At 59.6% G+C, this 23388-nt stretch carries 23 protein-coding genes and 6 pseudogenes; 15 read left to right on the forward strand and 14 right to left on the reverse strand.

All coding sequences use genetic code 11. The annotated features are described in order from the left end of the window. Positions 1-229: 229 nt before the first annotated feature. The 6 genes from NKJ46_RS30860 to NKJ46_RS30885 all read right to left on the reverse strand — a co-directional run bounded on the left by NKJ46_RS30860 (position 230) and on the right by NKJ46_RS30885 (position 6777). The gene (locus NKJ46_RS30860) at positions 230-643 is read right to left on the reverse strand and encodes a response regulator transcription factor (protein WP_352670514.1); all 414 of its coding nucleotides are present in this window, start codon (positions 641-643) and stop codon (positions 230-232) included. A 701-nt stretch (positions 644-1344) separates the two neighbouring features. After that, positions 1345-2082 carry a TRCF domain-containing protein gene (locus NKJ46_RS30865; RefSeq protein ID WP_352670517.1) on the reverse strand — a complete coding sequence of 246 codons (738 nt, stop codon included), beginning with the start codon at positions 2080-2082 and terminating at the stop codon, positions 1345-1347. Continuing rightward, positions 2003-4693 carry a DEAD/DEAH box helicase gene (locus NKJ46_RS30870; protein ID WP_352670519.1) on the reverse strand — a complete coding sequence of 897 codons (2691 nt, stop codon included), beginning with the start codon at positions 4691-4693 and terminating at the stop codon, positions 2003-2005. Before NKJ46_RS30870 ends, NKJ46_RS30865 begins: the two co-directional genes overlap by 80 nt. A gap of 95 nt (positions 4694-4788) precedes the next feature. Beyond that, on the reverse strand, positions 4789-5385 hold the full coding sequence (locus tag NKJ46_RS30875) for a sigma-70 family RNA polymerase sigma factor (RefSeq protein ID WP_352670521.1): 597 nt from the start codon (positions 5383-5385) through the stop codon (positions 4789-4791). Between the two features lie 343 nt (positions 5386-5728). Next, a complete protein-coding gene (locus tag NKJ46_RS30880; RefSeq protein WP_352670522.1) occupies positions 5729-5980 on the reverse strand; it encodes a DUF6894 family protein in 252 nt (83 codons plus the stop codon). Between the two features lie 23 nt (positions 5981-6003). Continuing rightward, on the reverse strand, positions 6004-6777 hold the full coding sequence (locus NKJ46_RS30885) for a Crp/Fnr family transcriptional regulator (RefSeq protein WP_352670524.1): 774 nt from the start codon (positions 6775-6777) through the stop codon (positions 6004-6006). Between the two features lie 412 nt (positions 6778-7189). On the opposite strand from NKJ46_RS30885, the gene NKJ46_RS30890 reads away from it, so the two are divergent. The 14 genes and pseudogenes from NKJ46_RS30890 to NKJ46_RS30955 all read left to right on the forward strand — a co-directional run. Then, positions 7190-8689, forward strand: a complete 1500-nt coding sequence (locus NKJ46_RS30890) for an ATPase domain-containing protein (RefSeq protein WP_352670526.1) — start codon at positions 7190-7192, stop codon at positions 8687-8689. Further along, positions 8686-9729 carry a sensor histidine kinase gene (locus tag NKJ46_RS30895; RefSeq protein ID WP_352670527.1) on the forward strand — a complete coding sequence of 348 codons (1044 nt, stop codon included), beginning with the start codon at positions 8686-8688 and terminating at the stop codon, positions 9727-9729. The genes NKJ46_RS30890 and NKJ46_RS30895 overlap by 4 nt, the downstream gene beginning before the upstream one ends. Before the next feature lie 604 nt (positions 9730-10333). Next, a pseudogene (locus NKJ46_RS30900) lies at positions 10334-10919 on the forward strand (MgtC/SapB family protein). 376 nt (positions 10920-11295) lie between these two features. Then, complete coding sequence (locus tag NKJ46_RS30905; protein WP_352670529.1) at positions 11296-12693, forward strand: cytochrome B6; 1398 nt, start codon at positions 11296-11298, stop codon at positions 12691-12693. 45 nt (positions 12694-12738) lie between these two features. After that, positions 12739-13320: a DUF4142 domain-containing protein gene (locus tag NKJ46_RS30910; protein WP_352670532.1), complete on the forward strand. Its 582-nt coding sequence runs from the start codon at positions 12739-12741 to the stop codon at positions 13318-13320. A gap of 733 nt (positions 13321-14053) precedes the next feature. Further along, complete coding sequence (locus NKJ46_RS30915; RefSeq protein ID WP_352670534.1) at positions 14054-14563, forward strand: ferritin-like domain-containing protein; 510 nt, start codon at positions 14054-14056, stop codon at positions 14561-14563. A gap of 269 nt (positions 14564-14832) precedes the next feature. Next, entirely contained in the window at positions 14833-14979 is a 147-nt protein-coding gene (locus NKJ46_RS30920; protein ID WP_352670562.1) for a WGR domain-containing protein, read from the forward strand. 49 nt (positions 14980-15028) lie between these two features. Beyond that, positions 15029-15154 (forward strand): annotated as a pseudogene (locus NKJ46_RS30925) (IS481 family transposase); the annotation flags it as partial. 132 nt (positions 15155-15286) lie between these two features. After that, positions 15287-16183: an anti-sigma factor family protein gene (locus tag NKJ46_RS30930; RefSeq protein WP_352670536.1), complete on the forward strand. Its 897-nt coding sequence runs from the start codon at positions 15287-15289 to the stop codon at positions 16181-16183. A 382-nt stretch (positions 16184-16565) separates the two neighbouring features. Continuing rightward, positions 16566-16820 carry a DUF680 domain-containing protein gene (locus tag NKJ46_RS30935; protein ID WP_352670538.1) on the forward strand — a complete coding sequence of 85 codons (255 nt, stop codon included), beginning with the start codon at positions 16566-16568 and terminating at the stop codon, positions 16818-16820. A gap of 58 nt (positions 16821-16878) precedes the next feature. Beyond that, positions 16879-17100 carry a DUF680 domain-containing protein gene (locus tag NKJ46_RS30940; RefSeq protein ID WP_352670541.1) on the forward strand — a complete coding sequence of 74 codons (222 nt, stop codon included), beginning with the start codon at positions 16879-16881 and terminating at the stop codon, positions 17098-17100. Positions 17101-17180: 80 nt separating this feature from the next. Further along, positions 17181-18152: an MBL fold metallo-hydrolase gene (locus NKJ46_RS30945; protein ID WP_352670544.1), complete on the forward strand. Its 972-nt coding sequence runs from the start codon at positions 17181-17183 to the stop codon at positions 18150-18152. Positions 18153-18180: 28 nt separating this feature from the next. Next, positions 18181-18660, forward strand: coding sequence for a tetratricopeptide repeat protein (locus NKJ46_RS30950; protein WP_352670547.1), 480 nt, complete (start codon positions 18181-18183; stop codon positions 18658-18660). 53 nt (positions 18661-18713) lie between these two features. After that, a pseudogene (locus tag NKJ46_RS30955) lies at positions 18714-19081 on the forward strand (DoxX family protein); the annotation flags it as partial. 292 nt (positions 19082-19373) lie between these two features. Here the strand turns inward: NKJ46_RS30955 and NKJ46_RS30960 are convergent. The 4 genes from NKJ46_RS30960 to NKJ46_RS30975 all read right to left on the reverse strand — a co-directional run bounded on the left by NKJ46_RS30960 (position 19374) and on the right by NKJ46_RS30975 (position 21377). Then, entirely contained in the window at positions 19374-19997 is a 624-nt protein-coding gene (locus tag NKJ46_RS30960) for a cysteine hydrolase family protein (protein WP_352670550.1), read from the reverse strand. Continuing rightward, complete coding sequence (locus NKJ46_RS30965) at positions 19994-20281, reverse strand: hypothetical protein (RefSeq protein WP_352670553.1); 288 nt, start codon at positions 20279-20281, stop codon at positions 19994-19996. Before NKJ46_RS30965 ends, NKJ46_RS30960 begins: the two co-directional genes overlap by 4 nt. 15 nt (positions 20282-20296) lie before the next feature. Continuing rightward, a complete protein-coding gene (xth, locus tag NKJ46_RS30970; protein ID WP_352670556.1) occupies positions 20297-21073 on the reverse strand; it encodes an exodeoxyribonuclease III in 777 nt (258 codons plus the stop codon). Positions 21074-21194: 121 nt separating this feature from the next. Next, the gene (locus NKJ46_RS30975) at positions 21195-21377 is read right to left on the reverse strand and encodes a DUF3606 domain-containing protein (RefSeq protein WP_352670559.1); all 183 of its coding nucleotides are present in this window, start codon (positions 21375-21377) and stop codon (positions 21195-21197) included. A 460-nt stretch (positions 21378-21837) separates the two neighbouring features. Here NKJ46_RS30975 and NKJ46_RS30980 point away from each other — a divergent pair, with 460 nt between their 5' ends. Further along, positions 21838-22041, forward strand: coding sequence for a CsbD family protein (locus tag NKJ46_RS30980; protein ID WP_352478587.1), 204 nt, complete (start codon positions 21838-21840; stop codon positions 22039-22041). Positions 22042-22332: 291 nt separating this feature from the next. Here NKJ46_RS30980 and NKJ46_RS30985 read toward each other — a convergent pair whose 3' ends face one another. The 4 genes and pseudogenes from NKJ46_RS30985 to NKJ46_RS31000 all read right to left on the reverse strand — a co-directional run. After that, complete coding sequence (locus tag NKJ46_RS30985; RefSeq protein ID WP_352670567.1) at positions 22333-22695, reverse strand: hypothetical protein; 363 nt, start codon at positions 22693-22695, stop codon at positions 22333-22335. Then, positions 22592-22809: pseudogene (locus NKJ46_RS30990) on the reverse strand (transposase); the annotation flags it as partial. The pseudogene NKJ46_RS30990 and the gene NKJ46_RS30985, both read right to left, overlap by 104 nt. A 48-nt stretch (positions 22810-22857) precedes the next feature. Then, positions 22858-23165, reverse strand: a pseudogene (locus tag NKJ46_RS30995) (hypothetical protein); the annotation flags it as partial. Between the two features lie 9 nt (positions 23166-23174). Further along, positions 23175-23388: pseudogene (locus tag NKJ46_RS31000) on the reverse strand (hypothetical protein); the annotation flags it as partial.

Here is a 23388-nt window from a genome sequence, read left to right on the forward strand (position 1 = left end):
CTGTTTCATTTGTATCGACGCATGCATGGTCTAACTGGCCCAGTCTCTTGTTGTTCCTTCGCCACGGCTCTGTGGCAGCCAACAGGTTGAGCGAGGTTGACCGCTGACTTCAGTCGGCCACGTCAGCAGCGACCGGTCGAGCATCTCGGCTGCGCTCCATTGCGGAAGTTCCGGTATGAGGATCGACTGCCTGAAGGGGTTGCTGTCATGGTTTCGAAAGCTGACAAGCTTAGGAACTTTGGTCGAGATCTCTAAAAGACCAGCCGTTCAATCTCCTGATGCGGGCTAGGAGAAGTGCCAAGTCATACGGCTTGGCGATACGAGGGCCATCCCGGCAGAGATCACCGGCTGATTTGGCAGTTCGCTCCACGGCCGATGACAGCACCACCTTGATGCCTCCTCTATTCTCCCGGACCCACGCGGCAAGCTGAAACCCATTCGTCCCGCCTGGCAGATCCACGTCCGATAAAATGGTATCTACGTAGAAGCCGGAATGCCCCACCTCTTGGGCAGCAAGGGCATCTTTTGCCTCGATAACTCGGTAGCCACAATGTCGAAGGTAGTCCGCCGTGGCCGAACGAGTGGTCACGTCAGCACTAACTACCAAAATCGTGTCGGGCTTTGACCCATGACGATTTTCCATTCAGCTGGAACGGTCAACCATCTTTCCTGTTCCGACCACTTCATACAAATTGCATGCCCCGTATAGACTTCGTCCGGGTGCGTGGGAACGTGCCATCCTGCCTCTTGGAGAGACGAAGAACGGGCTGAGAGACAATCACAAAGAATACGCCGCATCGAAGGGACGGCCGTCAGGAAGAGAGTGGCCGGTGGCGCAAGTTCGGGTAAGTGGAGTGAAAGTCGGCAAGGGCGCCGATCTGCGCGAACAGCTGAGCGAACGATCATTCAGCCCGCGACGCTGTGACATATGACACGCCAGCAACTAGCATGCCCCGGCATTCGGTGGGCTGCCAGGCGCGTTTGTCTTAGTCCCTTTAACGAATGTGAATGCATACGCCACAAACCTCAGCATAGTGGCCTGGAAGAGCAGGTGTGGAGGCCCGAGGTGCGACAGCTTGAAGATCTCGTGGAACACTATGTCGGCATACGCAGCCGGCGTGATGGAGTCATGTCGACAGGGCTCGCCTTGAGAGCGCTAAGGCAGGTCGTTGGGATGGCTTCGATCTCAGACCGGGAGCTTGCGAACATGGTCGCCGACCGTGCGGTCAGGCATGGTCTCGCCGTGGACTTTGATCATATCCGGCAAGACTGATTGTGGCCTTCTTGGACCGCTACTAGGGCCATTGCGGGTCGTGCTTGACCCACAATCGGTCTCGCCACTAGTTAACCTGGTGCGTGCGCGGAACGAATGGAACCGATCACGCTTCGTAGAACCTCGAGTTTTGCGACGCCTGGCTTGGTTGACCTGCAGATCAAGCGGCCTTGTCGAAATTCGAACCCGTCCTGCCCTAAAATGTTCTGCCGAATTGAGGCGGAGGGCTTTGTGCGGAAGGTGATCGCAATCGCTTCGGGTCCTATGTCGACCTGGCTCAAACCCAACTCCGCTGCGTCTATTCGCAGTCGGGTTACCTCCAGCAGCGTCGCCACTTCGCTCGGGATGCCTCCGAAGCGATCCTCCAATTCGTCGGCAAATGCATTCAGATCCGAATGCGTGCTCATACGGAACAACCGCGAATACAGGCTGAGGCGTATCGCTGGCTCCCGCACATAGCTTCCTGGGAATGACCCTCCGGCCTGCAAATTGATGTCAGGAAGTTGCGTGTCAGACGGGGGGCCGCCACGAGCAATCGATGAGGCACGCTCGAGCAATCTTTGGTAGAGTCCAACGCCGATCCGCTTTATGTGGCCGGCCTGTTCCTCGCCGAAAAGGTCGCCTGCGCCGCGCTGGTCGAGGTCCCTTTGGCTGATAGTCAGGCCAGAGCCAAGCCGGTCGAGCGCCACAAGAGCCGAAAGCCGGCTCCTCGTGGCTTCAGCTAATTCCTTACCGGGCTCGGTCAGCAGAAACGCAAAGCCTTGCAGTCTGCCTCTGCCCACGCCCTCGAAGCTGGTGGAGCTGTGCAAGTCCGAAACGGTCCGCCCGCCAAACCAGAATGGTGTTCGCCTGCGGTATATCAAGTCCGCTTTCGATGATGTCGGTGGCCAGCAAAATGTCACCTTCACCAGCGGCGAAGCGAACCACGATCTCGTCCAACTCACCCGCTTTCATTTGGCCATGCGCGATCTTCACCAAGAGCTGCGGAACCAGCCTGCCCAGTTGTCTGAAAACAGTCCCGATGTCATCTATCCGTGGAACGACAAAGAAGCTTTGTCCCCCGCGACGGTATTCACGTAACAGAGCAGCCTTGGCCGAACCGGCATCGAAAGGAGCCAAGATGGTGCGAACCGGACGCCGCTTGGCAGGCGGTGTATTCAGAACGCTGACTTCCTGCACGCCCGCCAACGCCAATTGAAGCGTGCGGGGTATCGGAGTAGCGCTCATGGTCAACGTGTGGAGGCATGGCGCCAACCCTCGCAGTGATTGCTTCAGCTTGGCCCCGAACCGATGCTCTTCGTCAATTACGAGCAGCCCCAGATTGGCAAAGGCCACCCCCTTGGCCGCAACAGCGTGGGTCCCGACGACGACTGCGATGTTACCGCTTCTCAGACCATCCTTGACTTTCCTTGCCTCTGTCGATCCGACCACCCTGGACAGGTGACCAGCTTGGATGTCGAACCCTGCGAAACGCCGACAGAACGTCTCGTAGTGCTGACGCGCGAGCACTGTGGTGGGTGCAACGATAGCAACCTGCTTGCCGCAGAATGCGGCCGCAGCACACGCCCGAAGCGCCACCTCCGTCTTTCCAAAGCCGACGTCGCCGCAGACCAGCCGGTTCATCGTTTTTCCCGACGACAGGTCATCCATCACGGCTCGGATTGCCGCGGCTTGGTCGGGGGTCTCGGCATAGGGGAATCGTGCCGCGAAACGAGCAAGATCAGCACGCGGCGGCTTGATCATTTCGGCGGACTGGCAGGACCTGGCCTTCGCAATGGCGACCAACCGGTTGGCTACCTTGTCAACCTCGCGGACTACAGACTGGCGCCGCTCCTTCCAGCCTTCACTGTCCAGTCGGTCCAAGGCTATCGCTTCTGGCTCGGACCCGTAGCGCCATATACGGCCAAACTCCTCCACTGGTACCAGCAAGAAAGCGCCACCATGATATTCAAGCTTTACGACATCCTGTTGCAGGCCAGCCGCTTCAATTTGTTCGATCGCGGCAAGCACGCCTATGCCATGGTCTTCGTGGACAACCAGATCACCGAGCTGCAGGTCGGGTTCGACTATACCGCTGCCGGACCCTGTGTTTGCAGTCCATGACGGACCGAATATGTCCGCTGCCGCAACAACCGCAATTCGGGACAGCGGGTCGACAAAGCCCTCCGTAAGATCGAACTCCGCCTTGAGAAGAGAGCCTCTTTTGACCGAGAGGATTTGCGGCCACCCAGCGACTGGCTCCATCTGGCGACCGAGCTGACGCTCGATCAGCCGGTCTGCTCGGCGCAGTTCCGAAGCTTCGCCTGTCACCACCACACTAAACCCCGAACTTGCGCGCGCCTCGGCGAACGCGGCGAATTCGCGCCCAGCTCGCGGCAGGTGGTAGAATTTGGGAATTCGACCGACCGGGAGAGTAAGTCTCAAGCACTGGCGATCCCGCAGCGCGTTATCCCACTCTTCGCGCGACAAATAAAATCGTTTCGCGGCCAACCCCGCCGTCGCTGATACTTGCTGTCTGCCGCGCCACGCATCCTCAATGAGGTCCAATACGCGAGCAAGCCCGATTTCTTCCAGTCCATCCAGGAAGCAGACGGAGGCTGTCGCTGCGACGTCGAAAAGCGCTGGCAGGTCGGAATACAGCGAGATCAGGCGTTCCTCCAGGGGGATCGTGCGCATGGCTGCGCGGTCGAACTCGTTGCCCGCTTGCAACATGAGCTCCGATGCCGGGCCAACCACAACGCTGTGAAGAGATCGCTCGCTTCGTTGCGTGATTGGGTCATATATCTTGAGTTCAGAGATGGCGCCGTCAGGACCCAGCACAACACGTACTGGATGGTCACGATCGGCAGGGAAAATATCGACAAGATCGCCCCGGACGGCTATCTCGCCAGGTTCATCGACTCGATCGTCGACAACATAGCCTGTTCTCTCAGCCAACACCCGAAGTGCCCCCAGGTCCATCTTCTGTCCGATCTGCAGGGTGGCGAAACCCTGGTCGATTAGCGAGGGGGGAGGTACCCGCTGCAGGGCAGATTCGACCGAAGTAACCGTGATGCGGGGACCTTTTGGAGGGGCAGCAACAGCTTGCAGGACGCTTATCCGCCGCCCCATTGTGGCGCGAGTGGGCCACACCCTGTCAAAGGGCAGGCAATCCCAGGGCGGCATATACAGGATGTCAGCTCCTGGGAGAAAGTGGCGCAATGCCTGCGTGATGTCAGCTCCATCGCGTTCGCAACTCGCGACATGGAAAATGTCCCCGTTTCGATCGGTCTCCAAGACACTAATCAACGCCGCAGCGACTGCGGCAGCTGGCGGTGTGTCGCCCTCTCCTCCGGTTGCGAGTTCGCGCTGTTTCGCAGAAGCGCGCTCAAATTGCTCGAGCTGTTCAGCTTCTCCGGCATTCGAGGTCTTTCTATCCACATCTCACCTTCCCATCCCGGGACAGAACGGCCGGCAACGCGCCAGCGCTCCCGTGGGAGGGCGTAGCTGGCAACACTAGTTGCAATGAGTAGCCGTCACCGCAACGGCGCATGGCCAGCGCTCGCGGGTAAGGTGTTGCTGGCCATTGTTGTAGCCAATCGCCCATCGCGCAGGTAATCGCGTCTTTCTGTCAGCTCCTGTGCTGATTTTTCGCCCAGAAACTCGAGCACGCCTGCCCGTGCGCGACTGAGCCCGCTTTTGACCGTTCCAACGGCGCAACCGCATATCACGGCAGTCTCTTCGTAGCTGACACCAAGCACCCCCGCCAGCATCAGCACTTCGCTCTGAGATTTTGGCAAGCTTTGAGTGGCCCGGTGGACCTCCTTGCTTTGCATCGACCATTCCTGTGCAGGCTGCGAAACGGGTGCAAGCGAGGCGCAGTCAACGATACTTGGTGCTTCCCTCGTGGCAGCCCTGACGCGCGTGTAGTAGGTGTTGCGCATAATCGTGAAGAGCCATGACTTCATTCGCGTTCCGGGCTCGAACTTGTCGATGTTGGCCAGCCCTTTCGCTAACGTTTCCTGCACCAGATCGTCGGCATCTTCCCGGACCTGGCAAAAAGCGCGGGCGAAAGCGCGCAATGCGGGAATGAACTCGACGATGGAAAGTTCACCAGTGGCCTGCTGAGCCAAGGTATCGCCCCTGTGTGACAAAATCGGCCTCCCTCAGAGTGTTGGTTGGGCTCTGTTGAACAACTCAAGAAACAGGCTTCGCGGAGAGATTGCGACTGGGCCTGATCCAGCGGGCACCTACGGGCACCTCCCGCCACCTTGCCCCGGGGCATGGGCTCAAGCATTCACATTCGTTAAGCCGGAGTTTGTCTGTCTTGCAGGCCGGACACATTGTAGCAGTCGTACCCATTTGGCGCCGACATGAGGCGCCTGTAGTGGGACCGGCGGCAGGAACGACGCACCGAACGAGCTAATCGCCCGCCTCAATTGCCATGCTGGGAGCAGCAAAATGGCTATTCCAAACTCATCCCGAAGCGCTGAGTTCAAGCTTTTCAATTTTGAGAATCAAGCTGAGCCTCAGGATCTTTCGCCCGCTCTCGTCACGAATATCCACCAATAGCTGTTGCTGCTCCGAGCCTCCCAGTGTTTCCCGTGCCAAATCTACCAGACCCTCGACAGCTGCCTGGCGGGCTGCCGCGATCCCTTCGCATTCCAGGCCCATGTCGTCTTCAACAAGATGCTCAGCATCGCCGCTGTCAAAAAAATATCGTCGCATGCGATCGACATCCTCATCAAAAGCTAAGCAAGGTCGCGTTGGTGCAGGTACGTCGGATCGAAGTCTCCTGCTCGGACCAGGCGGGGCCAGTCAAGAGCACGTAGCCTTGTACCTGAGGTAGCAATCAGACCGTCGCCGCGCAGTTCCTGGAGGGTGCGGTTCACGTGAACTGTCGACAAGCCGAGAGCATCGCCAAGAGCGGCCTGCGTGATCGGGAGATCCGCTACGTGGTCCTCGATGCGTCCGACAGACCGCAAACGCACGATAAGCTCGCATAGGATGTGGGCTGTGCGGGCATAGGCCTCGCGTCGCCCGACATTGGTGACCCATTCCCGGTAGATGGAGGCGTCGATGAGGGTCGATCGCCAGAACGCCGTCGCGATACGCGGATGCTGTTCGCAAATTGGGCGAAGGACGCTATGACGGATGAAGCCTAATCTGCTTGGCGTCAGGCTCGAGAAGCTGCAGTCCATCACGGAAAGGTGCAAGCCATGCAGATCCGGAATATCGCCTGCGACAAAGAAGCTGGTGATCTGCCGTCTTCCCTGACCAGTATACTTGGACGAACAGACCAGGCCGTCCAAAACCACAAACGAGTTTGCAGGGATATCGCCTTCCGAGACGATATCCTGATTGGCTGCGACGTCCTTTTCCTGAGTCGGCATGCCCCGCAGGATCGCGGCATCATCGTCGCTGATATCAGCGATTGATCGAATTTTGCGGATGAGCACGTCTGATGACAAAACGGAAGACAAGACTTGTGGACCTACTTTGGTTGCTATCGCAAGTTTGCACATGGATGCTCAGTGCTGTCCGGCGACAGCGGCCGCTCGAGACAACAATTCTCGATCACATTCCCCCATTTCCAATCCAAACCTTCCGAAGCTGGAGCACCACGTCTGCCGGACCCCGACCGGCTTGCAACCAAACCGCCGCGTCCCAATACCTGCTGCAGCTTTAGAAACTCAGAATGCATGGCGTGCGAACGCCCCCGGTGTATCATCGTTGCTGTACGAATTTAACTATCGCCTCCTTCCGAGCAAAACGGGCCCCTTTGCAGCTACTGGGCGCGGGGGCCCTAGCAGCGATCAGCCTCACCGAACGGCGTCGTGAGCAGTTTGTAGAGGAGGCTCTTGTCCTCTTATCCAGCGCCTTGCGGCCTTCTGGAACCATCAAAACTGACAATCGTTACGCTGTTCAGCAAGGTACATGAGGGGCAACGTGAACGAAGATGACGCCTCACCATTAGCGACCGGGGTAGAAGGCCTCGACTATGTCTTGCGCGGGGGTTATGCCAAATGTCGGTCACATCTCGTTGAGGGAAGGCCTGGTTCAGGCAAGACCACGCTCGGGCTTCAGTTCCTTATCAAGGGGGCCTCGCAAGGCGAAAAATGCCTCTATATTACGCTATCCGAAAGCAAGCGCGAACTCATATCCGTGGCAAGCAGGCATGGCTGGACTCTGGACGAGATAGAAATTCTGGAACTCGTTCCTCCAGAACTCAGCCTTGATCCCTCCCAGTTGCAGACGCTCGTGCATTCTTCTGACCTGGAACTCGGGGAGACCGTGCAGGCGGCCTTGGCTGAGATCGATCGTATTAAGCCACAGCGCGTCGTATTCGATTCTCTTTCCGAAATACGGCTGCTCTCGCAGGGCTCACTTCGCTACCGCAGGCAGGTCCTGGCGCTGAAAAGCTTCTTTCTGCTCAATCATGCGACGGTGTTGTTACTCGACGACCTCACGGCCGAGCAGGATGACCTCAACCTGCATTCGATCAGCCATGGCGTCATCCGCATGGAGCAATTGACTCCGATCTATGGTGGCGAGCGGCGGCGCCTGCGGGTGATAAAGATGCGTGGGGTGCAAATACGTGGCGGTTACCACGACTTCGTCATCCGGCCGGGCGGGGTAACGGTATTTCCGCGACTGGTCGCCGCCGAGCACCCTGAAGCCGAGCACGGCTCGCCGGCCTTAAGCGGAAATGCCGTGGACACTCTGCTCGGCGGCGGCCTCGATCGGGGTACAAGCACGCTCTTGATCGGCCCTTCGGGTGTGGGGAAGTCCACCATAGCCTGCTCCTACTGTCATGCAGGGCTGGGGCGCGGTGAGCGCGTCCTGGTTCTGCTGTTCGATGAAACTGATCGCATTTTCCTGGGACGTGCAGCCGGTGTCGGTATGGATCTCAAGCCCTTCCTGCAAGACGGAATGCTCCTGCTCGAACAGATCGACCCGGCGGACCTTTCACCCGGCGAATTGTCCTCAAAGATCCAGATCGCAGTCGAGCGGTTTGATGCCCGGATCGTAGTGATCGACAGCCTCACGGGATATCTGAATTCGATGTCCGAAGAGCAGCACCTTGTGCTGCAGATGCATGAAATTCTCACCTACCTCAACCAGAAGGGCGTCGTCACGATCCTGCTGCTCGCCAATCACGGGCTGATCGGCCAGACGGCGGCGCCAATCGACATGACTTATCTGTCTGATGCAGTGATGTTGCTGAGGTTTTTCGAAAGTGGCGGTCGCATCCGACGAGCGATTTCGGTGGTGAAGAGGCGAGTTGGTCCTCATGAGGACACTATTCGTGAATTCATGGTCAGCAGCCAAGGCATAGCTGTCGGCGAGCCGCTCGAGCAATTCAGGGGAATACTTACAGGCGTGCCCTTTTTTGAGGGCAAACAAAGCGATCTGCTCGCTGACACGAAGCCATGACGCCGAAAGAACCCGTCGTACTTGTGCTGGCCCCGGTTGGTCGAGACGCTCAGATAGCCGCCTCGATTCTGACAAACAACGGGATTGGCACACGCGTCTGTGCCAATCTGGACGAGGTTTTGCGGCTTCTCGATAGCGCACACTGCCTCGTCGTGGCCGAAGAAGCGCTCATCAATTCCGACCGGAGCCAATTCGCCGCCTGGCTGCGGAACCAACCTGCGTGGTCCGACTTTCCAGTGGTTCTTCTGGTCATGCGGGGAACGGAATTCGACAAGCGTCTTGCGTTTCTGGATCGGTATCTCATCGTTCTCGAAAGGCCCTTCCTGGCCTCAAGCCTGGCCAATTCGGTGCGGTCGGCGTTGCGTGCGCGTGCACGCCAGCTGGAGGTCAAGTCCCACCTCGAACAGAAACAGGAGGTCGCAGACCGTCAAAAGCTCTTGATCCGCGAGCTTCATCACCGGGTGAAAAACACCCTGGCCAATGTGCGAGCAATGATGGGAGCGACGGCCCGATCCAGCGATAGCGTCGACAGCTTCGTGCGCGATTTCTCCGCAAGAATCGTGTCCCTTGCCGACACGCACTCAATGCTTACAGACGACTATTGGCAAACGGCCTCTTTACAGAAGTTGCTTGAGGCGGAACTGAGCCACTACGAGATCCATAGCGAGCCGCGAATATCACTGCATGGTCCGAATGTGGCCCTCGTCGCCGACATTGCGATACCTATCGGCATGGCGTTTCATGAACTTGCCTCCAACTCGGCAAAATTCGGCGCCCTGTCGTGCCCGCAAGGCCGCCTTGAAGTGCGGTGGTGGATACCCGATTCCGCAGGTGAGCAGGTCCTGCATCTCAATTGGCAGGAGCGGGACGGCCCCATTGTGCAGCCGCCGAGTCGACGAGGCTTTGGAACGACATTGCTGGAAAGAGTGGTTACAGTGCAATGCAATGCAACGATCGAACTGCATTACAATCCCGGCGGCCTGCGTTTCACTATGGCGTTGCCATTGCGCGAAACGAGGCTCGTGCCAGCCTACTCCTGAGTGACCTGCCGGACGCGACGAACTAGCCCGCAGCCTGTGGCTGCAGCCGAAGCCACTAATCAAAGCGCTGGCTCCGCGACTTTCTTCATCGATTCGACGGTACGCCACGATGCAGGTGCCGGTTGGGGTCGCTATTCGCGCTCCTCAGACCGCCCGGCGCCTGGCGGCACCATGTGACCCACGCGCTGTCGGAGATACGTGGGCTGGTCGGGGCCCCCGTGACGTTGGGACAAACCCCGCTGCTAAGCCGACCTTTTGAGCTCCGCGACCTGAACGCCCAGCCGAAACGCCTGACCGTCTGCAAACGAGCGCGCGTAGCTCTCAGCTGTGAAAGGGACCGTGGTAGTCGTACCATTGACCGTCACGCGAACCGACCACTCTCTGGCCCTCACGATTTCAACGGCATGTTGCTCATGCGCAGCCATGCATTCCTCCCAGAATGGTACGTTGAGGATGGGGAGGATAGCGTCGCAAGACTCGTTTGCATGCAAATATTCCGACACCCCAAGGTCGAAATGTCAAAACAGCGCACAGCCGCGGCACCCGCAGCGCGTGGGGAACCGGGCCGTCCCGATCACGTTGTGTCGGGCAACCTGGGCTACTCATGCAACAACTTCTCCAAGAATTCGGCCATCCGACATACGTCCCGTTTCCAGTCATTGCGGCGAGGCTTCTACTGGCGTCGATCTTCGGTGCTGCGATCGGTTTCGAACGCGAATGGCGAAAATCGGCCTGCAGGGCTTCGCACGCATATTTTGGTGTGCGTGGGAGCGGCTACGTTCAGCATTCTGACGATTGAAATCGTTCACGCGCCGATGTTTCTGCAGGACTCCGTGAAAGTCGATCCGATTCGGGTGGTCGAAGCAGTCACCGCTGGCGTCGCGTTCCTTGCTGCCGGATCGATTTTGTTTTCGGGAGGCGAGATCCACGGGCTGACGACGGGTGCGGGCATGTGGCTGTCTGGCGCAATTGGCGTGGCGTGCGGGCTTGGTCTGTGGCAGGTGGCGGCGCTCGGCACGCTTTTGGTGCTTGTCGCTGCAGGCCTTCTTTATAGTTTGCAGCCAAGTCTGGCACCGGCGAAAATACCCTACCAGGGAAGCCAATGTCGGGAGAAGAAGTGTCCAAGCGGCGCAAAAGCTGAGGACAGAGGTGAATACACAGGTAAGCGCGCCGCCCAAGCTCAGACATAAAAGTGCAGGTGCCGTGCCAGATGCATTGACCGATTGCGGGGCGGCTTCGATACGGCGGCTAGTACGCCACGCACTTCGTTCGCATGGCTCGTTCCCATTTGCTTGAGCGCACGAGTTCGCTCGAAGGCGAGCACCTAAGGCTCGCTAGTCACGCCTAGCGGCCCTCCAAGATCCCCGCTCCAAGCTGCTGGCCCCACCGGGAGAAACTGGCGAGATTCTTGGGGAGTTTCGACCAAATCTCAATTGGCGGGTAGAGGTCCTAAGTCACGAATTATCGCACCCGTCCCAAGATACCCGACCCGAAACTTGCGCTTTTTCCCGCGGGGAACAAATCGCGCGCGGTGCGGTTCGGCGTAAATCCAGCCAGGAGGGAAAAATGCGCAGAGTGTTGAATGCGGGCGTTCCGTGCGCGCTTGTCGTTGTTGCCGCCAGCCTCAGCGCCTTATCGGATCCGCTGCCGCCCGATCTCACTTACCGGCCGCTGCCGGCCCGTCCGTTCTCGGCAGTCAAGGCCGACGACGAGGCACAGAAGCCACGCGTGATGGCGCGCCAGAAGGCCTTGCTGGAGGCGCGATACGACCTTTCTGACCGTCCCATGCCGGGCGTGAAAATGTCCGGCGGCACCAAGCCTGTCCAGGAGGGCGTCCGCGTGAAGCTGGCAAAGGACCAAACCTGGCAGGGCCTGGCGGAGATGAGCCCTGGCGAGATCCGCGACCGCGATCTGCTGCCTGACGGCTTCCTGCCGCTGCCGCATGTCAAACAGGCGGCCGGAGGCCAGGTCTTTCCGGAAGAGGAGATCCGCGAGGTCGGCCGGCAGGAAGGACGCGACCTGAGGCGCTTCGACGTCGACTTCGATCTTCCCGATTACCTCACCCCGGAATTTCCATCACCGATATTCCTGACCACTCATCCGGAGCTCGGCGACGTGTCACGCGGCGAGCTGCTGACCATCCGCAACTACTACGAAATCATGAACGGCATCATCACGCCGGTGCAGATGGAGGGTCTGCGGCTTCTATTGACGCCATTCCCGCAGGAGGAATTCAACCAAACCGAGGACCGCAAGGTGGCTGGGCAAAGCATGGGAGTGGCCTGCCTCGACTGCCACGCCAATTTCAACACCAATGCCGCCTTTCATCTAACGCCCGATATCAGGCCGCAGGCAGCGCGCTTCCGCCTCGATTCGACCAGCCTGCGCGGCCTGTTCAACCAGCAAATTCATGGATCGAAACGGTCGTTGCGTTCGGTCGAGGATTTCACCGAATTCGAGCAGCGCACCGCCTATTTCAATGGCGACCATGTCAGCGCCACCAGGAAGGGCGTCAACCTGCCAGACCGCACCAATCAGGTGGCGATGATGGCGCAGATGCAGAACATCATCGACTTTCCGCCGGCGCCGAAGCTCGATGCGTTCGGAAAGCTCGATCCCGCCATGGCCAGCGAAAAGGAACTGGCGGGCGAGCGGTTGTTCATGGGCAAGGGCCGCTGCTCGGCATGTCATGACCCGCAAACATCGTTCATGGACAACAACATGCACGATTTGAAACTGGAGCGCTTCTACAAACCCGGGCGGACCGTCAACGACATGGTGGAACTGCCCGACGGGCCGATCAAGACGTTTACGCTGCGCGGCATCAAGGACACGCCACCCTATCTGCATGACGGCCGCCTGATGACGCTGGCCGATACGGTGGAGTTCTTCAACCTGGTGCTCGGCACGAAGCTAACCCAAGACGAGAAGGATGATCTCGTCGCCTATATGCTCACGCTTTGACACGCGGCAGGTCGACCGGTCGGCACATCTTTAGTGGAGGTTTTCATGCGTGTTCTTGCAACGACCTTGGGCCTGACGGCACTCTGCGCATCGCCTCTCTTGGTATCCCCGCTCTTTGCGCAGATCGGAAATCCGGCCGGCAACGCCCCGGACACATTGATGGACTCGCCGGGTCAGCCCATGCCGCATCAGACGAACTATCAGGACCGGCTGTTCGCGCAGCTCGCCGCGGCCGGCGGCACGGCAGAAGTCGATTTCGGTAATCTTGCGAAAAAATCCGGCCATTCCGCCATCAAGGAATTTGCCAGCCGCATGGTCGACGACCACTCAGCGGCAAACGAGAAACTGAAATCGCTCGCCGAAGCCGACAAGATCCCACTGCCGCAAGGGCTCGACGACGAGCACAAGCAGCTGCGCGCGAAGCTCGAAAAGCTCGAAGGGGCTGCGTTCGACCTCGCCTATATCATTAGCCAGATCACCGATCACCAGAAGACTGTGCAACTGCTCGAATGGGAGATCGGGTCAGGCCAGGATGCCGACCTCCAGCATTTCGCCTCGGATACTTTGCCGACGGTGCTCGAGCATCTGCGGATGGCGCGCGACATCAAAGCAAAATTGGTAAGCTAGGCGCTCGCCGACGCCACTTCGGGGCCGCCAAAAAATAGAGTGAATGGGTTAGCGCGCGCCACGTAATACAGCGGACCCAGTGCTAAATTGCCCACGGGCCGGCCATGCAGTTTTGTCGCCTGATCATGGGAACCTCCGCATCGCTCGCAGCTCATTCGAGTTCGGCCCCAATGATGCCGACTGTGGCAGCGAGCGCGACCAAGGTGCCCGCAAACCCGCACCGTGAATTGCAACGCCGGCCTGCCCAAACCGAAACGCGCTAAGACGCGCCGAGTGGCGGATCTGGAAACGAAGCGGAGGTGACAGCGGACGTAGCACTACGACGCGCAGATTAAGGTCGCCGAAGAAAGCCTGAAACACAGCGCCACCAGTGCCAGACTGCGGAGGCGGCAGCCATCGGCACCCCCGGCGATGCCTGGCAGGATACAGGCGCAATTCGTGATTGAACATCGCCTCGAGCGGGGGCTCCGCTACGATCAACTCAGTTCAGGGTGCCGGCGGGGAACTCGTCAAATTGCCAAGGCAAGGACCCAAATGGCGTCTACACCTGCATAGCTGCCTCAGCGGCTGTCGCCACCTGAGCTGGTCCGCATTGCTTTCAAGCTGCTGTCAAACGCGCAGGGATGTTACTCCGCGCGCGGCACCTGACTGAATGGGACTCTCTAATGACCGCACGATGTTGGAACAATGTCACCGTTCGGCAGTTCTCCACCATCCACTAAGGAGATTTGAAATGTCAGAGGCGCGAGAATGGCTTGTCCAATGGCTTAGAGATGCTCACGCCATGGAAGAGCAGGCCGAAACGATGTTGAACGGGCAGTTAGGCCGTATCGAGAATTATCCCGAACTCAGCGACCGAATCCGACTGCACCTTGATGAAACGAGGCAGCAGGCTGCTCGGTTGAAGATCTGCCTTGACCGAATGGATGAGGGCTCATCCACGATGAAGGATGCTGGCGGCAAGTTAACTGCAATGGCGCAATCGTTGAGCGGCTTCTTCGCCGGCGACGAGGTGATGAAGGGATCACTCGCGAGTTACACTTTCGAGCACATGGAAATCGCCTCCTACACGATCCTAATTGCCGCAGCTCAATCGATGGGCGAAACTGAGGTCGCGCGGGCTTGCGACGAGAACTTGCGAGAGGAGGTCGCGATGGCGGAATGGTTGAAAGACCATCTTCCCTCGACAACCGAGCAGTTCCTCGCCAGGGCCGACACGGAAAGCGACAGCGCCAAGCGCTGATCCGCTAGAAGCGTACGCATCGCTTCTGGACCGTTGAGCCTGCGCCAGTCGGCCGAGATACAGCGTCGTCTTGGCCGGCCTGGCGAAGGTCTGCGGATCACGTCGCCCGCAACCACAGCTTCAGATATTTATAGCCCGTGCCCTCACCGAGTGTTCCGCGATCAGGGTAAAAGTCCAAGGGCAATCATCAACGCCGTGAATCGCTCAGCGCCTAACGATTCAGCCAATGAATTGGATGTCGGCGCCGGACGTGGTGACAATCGGGCATGATGGAGCCCAAGGTCCAAATCGTTCTCCAGCGGCGCGATTGCACCTGCAATGTAGCCAGGTTCTACTTGCTCACAATCGAGCCGTCGCTGTTCGGCGATGCTGCGCTTATCCGCGCCTGGGGGCCGATCGGCTCATTAGATGTTTGATCCCAGGTTTTGATGGTTCATCATTGTCGTCCGAATCAAAGGATGCACTATGGGCCAGGTTCTGCATGGTAGCGCCACAACGACAGAGGCGATCCGTCGAGCGAAACAACATAGTCAAGCGAGCCTGAGGTCGCTTTCGAGGCGCTATGGCATCAACCCCAAGACGGTCGCGAGGTGAATCGTGAGACCCTGCTCCGGTCGGGGTAGAGAATGCCCGGTGTTCGCGGGTGTGGTCCTGATCGTGAATGCGGCAATCCTTGCGCTCCGAACGCTTGCATCGTTGCAGTCCAGAGGGTGATTGACATCGATGAGACTTTTGCCTCCCGACGCACTTTCCCTTGCCCGTTGGCTGACCGGCAATGCCACGGACGCCGAGGATGTCGTGCAGGACGCCTGCATGAAGGCGCATGCAAGCATGCTGCACGCGTTGGTCGATGGGGAGCTTGACGCCGCAGCAGCAATAGCGGTCGAGCGTCGCATGGCCGCCGATCCCAGTCTCGCGGCCGAACATGCCCGCATCGTTGCTTTGCAACAGGTTTTGGGTTCGCTTCCGAAGCCGAAAGCAAGCGACGCCCTCAGTGCACGCATCGCAGCCATGGCCGCCGCCGCCAACGTGGAGGTGCTGCGGCCCAGGGCGCCCCTGGCACAGGCGAAGCCGGCACGAACGGTGTGGTCGGCGCGAAGCTTCGGCTCATTCGACTGGCGTGCCATGGCGGCCTCGATCATGATCAGCGCCGTGGTGGCCAGCAGAGCGACGCAATGGGCGATGCAGCGCGCGCCCGACAGCTTCACCGCCGGCGTGGCCAGCGGCCATCGTCGCAGCCTGCTCGCGACCAGCCCGGTGGATGTCGTCTCGTCGGACCGGCACACGGTAAAGCCTTGGCTCGACGCTAGGCTCGGGCTTTCACCGCCCGCGCCAGACATGGCCAAGGAGGGATTTGCGCTCGTCGGCGGCAGGGTCGAGGTCATCGGCGGCCGCCCGGTGCCGGCATTGGTGTATCGCCATCGTGAGCACTTGATCACACTTGTCGCCGAGCCTCAAAATGGCGGGGCGGTAACCGAGCCGGTCGATCTTTCGGAGGGCGGCTTCTCGCTGGTGCAATGGAGCGACGGCGCGTTCTCCTATTGGGCGATCTCCGACATGGAGCGGCCCGAACTCGACGATTTCGTGGCGCGCTTCCGCGCTGCCGCCGTGACCGGCTGATTTCCGTCTTTCCAGAACACACGTGCAATGCGCCGCCGTGGTAGCCGCAGGTCCCACGCGCCCGAAGCTGACGGGCCCACCGGCCCAATCATACCCATTTCGGACGCGAGGCGCATGCTCGCGATTGATCTCTCGGCTTGACCTAAACTCCCAGCCGAGTGCGGCGCTCCGGAAGGCGCTCGCCAGTTCATTTCATCCATCCCATCGCCCGCGTATTCGGGTCGCGCCCGCCAGCATAGTCCAGGCCCGCCAGCCGCTGGATTTCTGCCGTCCAAGACAATTCCGTGGCAGCTCGGGAATAAAGCGAAGCCCCGCCGGGTCTTGCTGTGTAGCGGGGCCGTTCTCCGCACGCATTTCAACGACAAAACAAGGACACCTCGAAATGAACAGAATCACATTCGCTGCACTCTCCATGCTGCTCGTAACAGGCACTGCATTTGCCGGCAGCGACCATTACGGCTCGAACAGCGCCAACCAGCCGGCCGCGACTGTCGACCATAGCTATACCGCTTCCATCCAGGCCTCCGACATCGGGCGCCAGAACGGGGTCGACACCAAGGTGACGACCGGGCCGAGTCAGATGACTGTTCAGGACGTTATCGCCCAGCACAACCGCGACGGCATCTGGGGCCGCTGATCGCGGTCCGTCAATCAACTCCAAAACATCTCAACTCTCGAAACCAGGAATTATCGACATGAGAAAGATCGCCCTTACCGCTGCCGCCATCCTCGTTGCCACGAGCAGCGCTTTCGCCGACAGCGACCATTATGGCTCGAATAATGCCAACCAGCCGGTGGCCAATGTCGACAAGTCTGACACGGCTTCGATCCAAAAGCCGGCCATGGCTCAGCACAAGCTCAAGCTGACCACGAAGTCTGACGCGGACGAACCCGGGCAGGGCATCTGGGGTAACTGAGGTCGAATCCGCATTCAGGGACGGAGGGCCAGGGGCGCTCCGTCATCCCTGGAAATCACCGCTTCCCACAGGAGACCACCATGATCAACATGACACGCCGCGCACTGCTTGGATCCGCTGCCGCCGCTGCCGCCTTCGGCCTTGCCGGAAAGCTGGAATTCACCCGTCCCGCATTCGCCGAAACGCCGGTCGAGCCGGCCGTTGGCTTCTACAAATATAAAGTAGGCGATATCGAGATTACCGCCATCTATGACGGCATCTGGCGCAAGCCGCACGACCCGGCCTTCATCAAGGATGTCTCGGTCGAGGACACCAAGGCAGCGCTTGCCAAGGCCGGCCTGACGACGGACTTCATGCCTATCCCGCTCACCGTCGTCGTCCTCAAGATGAACGGCAGGCTGATCATGATGGATGCCGGCTCGGGCGTTGGCCAATGGCAGACCAATGCCACCCATCTGCCGGCCAACATGGCAGCCGCCGGCATCGACTACCAGACGATCGACACGATCATGATCTCGCATTTCCATCCCGACCACGTCTGGGGCCTGATGGAAAAGCGCACCAGCGCGCCGGTCTTTCCGAACGCCGAGCTCATCGTCAACGCAACGGAATACAATTGGTGGACCGACCCTGCCCGCCTTGCAAAACTGCCCGAAGGGCGCAAGCCGGCCGGCAAGCGCATCGCCGAGAACTTCCCGAAATGGAAGAACTGGAGACTGGTCGAGGATGGGGCCGAAGTCGTGCCCGGCGTCCAGATCATCGCCGCGCCCGGCCATACGCCCGGCCACTCGGTGTATCTGGCGAACTCCGGCAAGGAACAGATGATGATTTCGGCCGACACCATATATGTGCCGGCGCTGCTGGCGCCGCATCCGGAATGGCAAGGCAGCTACGACCAGGACGGGCCGACGGCGATCGCCACGCGGCACAAGTTGATCGATCGCGTGATTGCCGATGACATCCGGATCTCAGGTTCGCATTTCCCCTTCCCTGGCACCGGCACCTTCGTCAAGGACGGCAACGCCTATGGCTTCACCCCCGTGCAGATCTGAACGGGAGCACAAGAAAGCGAGAGAGACAATGAACCACAAAATTTTCGGGAAACCTGCCCTTTTCGGGCTCTTAGGTGCCCTGACGGTCCTGACCGTCGTGCCCGTCGCCGTCATCGTGCCGGCCTATGCCGTGGACAACATCGAAGGCGACGACGCACCGGACCTCACCGGCATCAAAGCCAAGATCGAGGCCAAGAACTATACGGGCGCGCTGGCCGACCTTCGCGACCTTGCGCAAGACACCCAACAGGCCGACTTCTACAACCTGCTCGGCTTCACGTTGCGCAAGACCGGCGACTACGAGACGGCGCTAACTTACTACAACAAGGCGCTCGAACTGAAGCCGGACCATAAGGCCGCGCGCGAGTACCTCGGCGAGCTGTATGTCGCGACCGGCGATATGGCCAAGGCCAGGGAGCAGCTAGCGTCGCTGACGCAGTTGTGCCCGGCCGGATGTGAGGAGCGCGCGGACCTGCAAAAGGCCATCGACACCAAAGTGACAAAGTAAATTAGACAGGCGCTGCAAAGCGCCTGCCACTTCCATTCTTGCTGGAGCCAATCGTGAGAACATCACAAATCGCCTCAAAGTTACACCTTCGCGACTTGACCCTTTTGGTTGGTCGGCTGCTCCTGTCACTGCTGCTAGCGAGCCACTTCGAAGTGCCGCGAAAGCCATGGCGGCACTCGGTGTCAGCTCGCCGCTTCTAATCGGCACCATAGCGCTTCAGCTGGGAGTTGGGCTTGCCGTAGGCTTGGGCTTCCTGACCCGCCTGGGCGCGGTTTGCCTTGGACTGTTCTGCCTGGCAACGGCCGCCCTATTCCACACGAATTTCGCCAGCCAGAACGAATTGCTGCATTTCGAAAAGGATCTCGCTATCGCCGGCCGGATGTTTATCCTAGCCATCGCCGGCGCCGGCGCGATTTCCCTCGCCAGCACTGACTGCTTGGCGAAGCGGAGACAACGGGACGGGGACATGATTGTCCCGCCACAGCGGGCGGTCGCCTTCTGTCAGTGGGCGACATCAAGCTCCCGTCCCCTAGTCGGTCAATACCGCGCCTGCCCCATCCGCTCGCGACACGTTAAGAAGCGCCCCATAAGGATGTGCTGGTGCTGAGAAAGTCCATGCGCCGGCGCGCTTCCAGCCCGACATCGAAGCTCGTCGTGACGCCACGCGTCGATAATCATTTCCTGTTCTGCCATGCGCAAGGGTGCTCTCGATGTCACAACATTCCGTCCAGTCGAGCGGCCAAGAGGTCGGCGGTGGTCACTGTCTCGACCTGCATGCCGTAGCGGCTTTCATAGATCGCCAGCATGGCATCGTGCGTCGAGTCAGCTCCGGAACATACCGCGTCGGCGACGATGATCACCCGGTAGCCGAAATCGATGGCTCCCATCACACAGGCGAGCACACAGACCTCCGTCTCCGCGCCCGAGACGATCAGTGAATCAATTCCCGCAGACCGCAGGCGAGCATGCAGTGACCCGTGCCAGGCCGACATGACAGGTTTGTCCTCCAACAAAGCGGGCGGCACGAACCGCGCCAGTTCCGGAACAAGATCAATCAACTGAGGATCAAGCCTATCACGGGTCATCGTCTCCCACTTTTGATAGTAGCGTCTCCAGGCGCCGCCGGCGTCGATAGGAGATTGAGGGGGAATAAACCGGGTGAAGATCGTCCGCGCGGGGTCAAGTTCGACGAGGGCGACGACATTGGGCAATACGCGCCCCATCCACGGCGTGTGCCACTCCGTCGTTTCGGCAAACATCCGTTGCATGTCGACGCAAAGGTGGACCCAGCGCTCACGAAGCGGTCCAAACCGCAGGCCTTGGTCCAATTTCGTCAATGCCGGACCGCTTTCCTGGCAGTGCTCTGCACCTTGGACTGGTCCAGACCAGACACGACCCTTGCTTCCTTGCCATCCGCGGCTTGGCAGCCGAGGAATATCTCCCCGATGTTCCAAAGCCTGTTCAGTGGCATGTCGGCGAACGCATATAGTGGATGATCCTGGTGCAGCAGGAGCGGAGCTGCCTCCAGGTCATTGTGTTTGGCGGTGCCCCCGCTCGGCTCCTCCCGCCGGCCACACACAAAGAGATTTTTGTTGATCGACGTTTCATCCAATTCGACCATCTGCATTCCTCCCAGTCAATTGAGCTCGATCCAGGCCGGCGCATGGTCGCTTGGCTTCTCCCACCCGCGAAGCTCGACATCCACGCCAGCATCGCGCAGCCGGTGGGAGGCAGAGGGGCTCACCAGGAGATGGTCCATTCGCAGACCGGAACTCCGATCGTAGCCACCACGGTAGGAGAAATTCCAATAGGTGTAGATGCCCTTCTCCGGATGGATGCGCCGCACGGCATCTATCCAGCCAGCTTGGAGCATTTTGGCATAGGCTTGCCTGCTCTGCGGGAAATAGACCGCATCGCCCAGCCATCGGCTCGGCACCACGGCGTCGACGGGGGTCGGAACGACGTTAAAGTCGCCGCACAGAACGCTTGGCGCCCGGTTTTGGAGCAAATGCTGGCCGTAGCTGATGAGACGATCGAACCAGCGCAGCTTGTAGTCGAACTTTGGGCCGGGCGCAGGATTGCCATTGGGCAGGTAGAGACAGCCCACGATGATCCCATTCACGTCGGCCTCAATATAGCGGCTGTGGGTATCGTCAGGATCCCCGGGCAGGCCGCGTCGACGTTCCACCGGCTCGATCCCGCGGGCGAGGATTGCGACACCATTGTAGGATTTCTGGCCGTGCCAGATCGCGCCGTAACCCGCCTCCCTGATCGCTTCGGCAGGAAACTTGTCGTCCGACGTCTTCAATTCCTGCAGGCACACGATGTCGCAGCCGCTTTCGTGCAACCACTTCAGGAGCACAGGCAGTCGGCCGTTGACACCGTTCACATTGAAGGTGGCGATGCGGGTCATGTGCATGCCCTCTCATGAGAACCTCCCGGCAGTCGGTCATAGGGCAATTTGGCCTATCCTCCGCGCTGAACCTCGAGCTCTTGATATCGCCACTGTCGCTGGCGTCTTGTGGGGGCGAGGGTCACTTCCTGCCCAGCTTGTCTTCGACCTTCTTGCGACTGTTGCCGACCGACTTCACCGCCGACTTGACGTCAGCTTTGCTGGCGCCGGTCTTGCTCGCCTCATACCTCATCTCATGGTCCTGCCCACCAGCGACCCTTGCCCGGTCCTGGTTGCGTCCACGCGTTGTGCCAGTGTTCGCCATTTTTTATCTCCAACAATTGCCATTCCAGTCACCAGACAACGCGGCCGGACTCTTCCGGTTCAATCCGGCGACGCGCGTGGCATGGAGCCAGCTCCCAGGCAGGGGTATTGAATGGCCCATCTATTCGGATCCGGCATGTCGCAATCGCGGGGCGGGCCTAGCGGCCCGAAGCCAGGGAGGGCTATTTCGACATGGATGATCTTGCGTGGGACAGCCGTGCTCCTCTCGCTCAACATGTCACGCTCCGCTCGGTGTTTGCGTTCACCTACGGCGCCGCATCGCCTGTCCATGTGTAGAAAAGAGCCTTCGTCGGGGAGGTCGACGCGTCCCCAAAAGGCCCACCATCTCCTAATGGGCGCCGTCACTGCCCAACTGGAGATGTGAACATCGGAGATCTTCGTCCCGGAACTCCCAGGCCCGACGACCGTTTCGCCTTGTGTAAAACAATGGAGGATAAGTCATGGACTGGAATCGGGTCGAAGGAAACTGGAAGCAGGTCAAGGGTAAGATCAAGGAACAGTGGGGCAAACTTACCGATGATGATCTTGATCGCATCGCTGGCAATCGCGATCAGCTCGAAGGCAAGATCCAGGAACGATATGGTATCGAAAAGGACCGTGTTCGGCAGGATATTGACGACTGGTACGATCGGCAAGTCTGGTAGGATCGCATGGGGCTGTCATTTACAAGAAGGGGCGCTGCTTACTTAGCGGCGCTCATTGATGCGCCGTGGTTGCAAAGCCGTAGTCAGTTCGTGCTGTGACAGCCGATCGTAAGCGCAGACGGACCGGCGTGTGAGGTCGTGCAGTGACCTGCTGCCGTCCGGCCTTCCGCGATAACGCCATAGGCGCGGGCGTGGCCGCTGTTAAACTCTCCAGGCGGCGGACCTGATGTCCGCTCGGCCGGCGCCTCCCCGCCCCCAAGCTCCCAAACGGGCGCCGGCCAGCAGCACCGACTAACATGCCGCCAAATTCAGCGTCGACAGCAAATAGCCCAGCAGCCTCGCCAACACCTTTTGGGCGCTCTCGTCGAAGTGGTTGACCTGTCCTCGAAGCTCAAGTTCACCGCGATCGACCGGGAAGTACCCTGTCCTTGGCGATTTTCGAGCTTCCTCGACCGCACCGGACTTCCGGATCGCGGGCTTACGGCGGACGCCGGCATTGGTCCGGCATTGCAGCATGAAGATCTTGCGCCCGGCGAGCGTGACTCCCCACGATGAAAGCGAATCTCGTATCACTTCGCTCGCGAAGTAGGCTGCCGCTTTGTAAGATTTCGCGCTCCGCCCTCGGTTTCGCGACTTCCTTGCGCAATCGGTCAATCTCCAGCTGTTCGGGTTTCATTTGGCGTGGCCAGGAAACGCATCGGCGGATCACCCGATAGATCGCGCACCGATTTGTGCGCAGCTGGGCGACGCAACACCTCGATCCTTCACCTATCTCGCCGCCTTGAGCTTGAACTCGCGGCTGAACTTCATTCTATGCATTTCGAGTTGAGCGCCATTGTCATTGGGTCATGACGGTCACCTGACCCCCTTTTGCCGAGCGCGCCGCCGCCGCCCGCCGCACCGTAGGACCGTCACTTCTCGAGCGCGGCGTAAGTGGCGCACGGTATCTTTGCAATACGTCTTGGAGGCGCCGAAGGCGAGGTTGCCCGAAATTCCGCGAGGGGCGATGGGACAAGGGCGACCATGAAGGTCAGCGTGCCCACCTCCGCCATCGCCGAAGAAGGCCGCCTTGTAGATGGAAAGCCGATCGTGCCGCTGTCGTTGTGCGCAGGCTGGCAAATCAAGGCTTGGCGCTATGTTATAGCAGTGACCCTGCCCGATGCATCGAGACGACAACTGACTTGCGCCTGCCGGACTTCGATGCCGCCTTTTCTTGCATAGTCCATTCGCACCTCGATCGGCGCCGTGAGTGCACCCCGAAGTTGACGCAAGGCGCCTGCGCTTACCGCGTGGACATTGACGGCGCCAAGTGGCGTCGCAGCGGCCACGATCGCCGTGCGGCAGGCT

Source organism: Mesorhizobium sp. M0166, assembly GCF_040322255.1.
Taxonomy (GTDB): Bacteria; Pseudomonadota; Alphaproteobacteria; order Rhizobiales; family Rhizobiaceae; genus Mesorhizobium.

Coding starts and splice junctions, on each gene's coding strand:
- NKJ46_RS30945 (WP_352670544.1), top strand. CDS start 17,181: ATGATCAACATGACACGCCGCGCACTGCTTGGATCCGCTGCCGCCGCT.
- NKJ46_RS30980 (WP_352478587.1), top strand. CDS start 21,838: ATGGACTGGAATCGGGTCGAAGGAAACTGGAAGCAGGTCAAGGGTAAG.
- NKJ46_RS30920 (WP_352670562.1), top strand. CDS start 14,833: ATGGAGCCCAAGGTCCAAATCGTTCTCCAGCGGCGCGATTGCACCTGC.
- NKJ46_RS30895 (WP_352670527.1), top strand. CDS start 8,686: ATGACGCCGAAAGAACCCGTCGTACTTGTGCTGGCCCCGGTTGGTCGA.
- xth (WP_352670556.1), bottom strand. CDS start 21,073: ATGACCCGCATCGCCACCTTCAATGTGAACGGTGTCAACGGCCGACTG.
- NKJ46_RS30880 (WP_352670522.1), bottom strand. CDS start 5,980: ATGCGACGATATTTTTTTGACAGCGGCGATGCTGAGCATCTTGTTGAA.
- NKJ46_RS30890 (WP_352670526.1), top strand. CDS start 7,190: ATGAGGGGCAACGTGAACGAAGATGACGCCTCACCATTAGCGACCGGG.
- NKJ46_RS30965 (WP_352670553.1), bottom strand. CDS start 20,281: ATGGTCGAATTGGATGAAACGTCGATCAACAAAAATCTCTTTGTGTGT.
- NKJ46_RS30930 (WP_352670536.1), top strand. CDS start 15,287: ATGAGACTTTTGCCTCCCGACGCACTTTCCCTTGCCCGTTGGCTGACC.
- NKJ46_RS30860 (WP_352670514.1), bottom strand. CDS start 643: ATGGAAAATCGTCATGGGTCAAAGCCCGACACGATTTTGGTAGTTAGT.
- NKJ46_RS30910 (WP_352670532.1), top strand. CDS start 12,739: ATGCGTGTTCTTGCAACGACCTTGGGCCTGACGGCACTCTGCGCATCG.
- NKJ46_RS30905 (WP_352670529.1), top strand. CDS start 11,296: ATGCGCAGAGTGTTGAATGCGGGCGTTCCGTGCGCGCTTGTCGTTGTT.
- NKJ46_RS30940 (WP_352670541.1), top strand. CDS start 16,879: ATGAGAAAGATCGCCCTTACCGCTGCCGCCATCCTCGTTGCCACGAGC.
- NKJ46_RS30885 (WP_352670524.1), bottom strand. CDS start 6,777: ATGTGCAAACTTGCGATAGCAACCAAAGTAGGTCCACAAGTCTTGTCT.
- NKJ46_RS30975 (WP_352670559.1), bottom strand. CDS start 21,377: ATGGCGAACACTGGCACAACGCGTGGACGCAACCAGGACCGGGCAAGG.
- NKJ46_RS30915 (WP_352670534.1), top strand. CDS start 14,054: ATGTCAGAGGCGCGAGAATGGCTTGTCCAATGGCTTAGAGATGCTCAC.
- NKJ46_RS30950 (WP_352670547.1), top strand. CDS start 18,181: ATGAACCACAAAATTTTCGGGAAACCTGCCCTTTTCGGGCTCTTAGGT.
- NKJ46_RS30935 (WP_352670538.1), top strand. CDS start 16,566: ATGAACAGAATCACATTCGCTGCACTCTCCATGCTGCTCGTAACAGGC.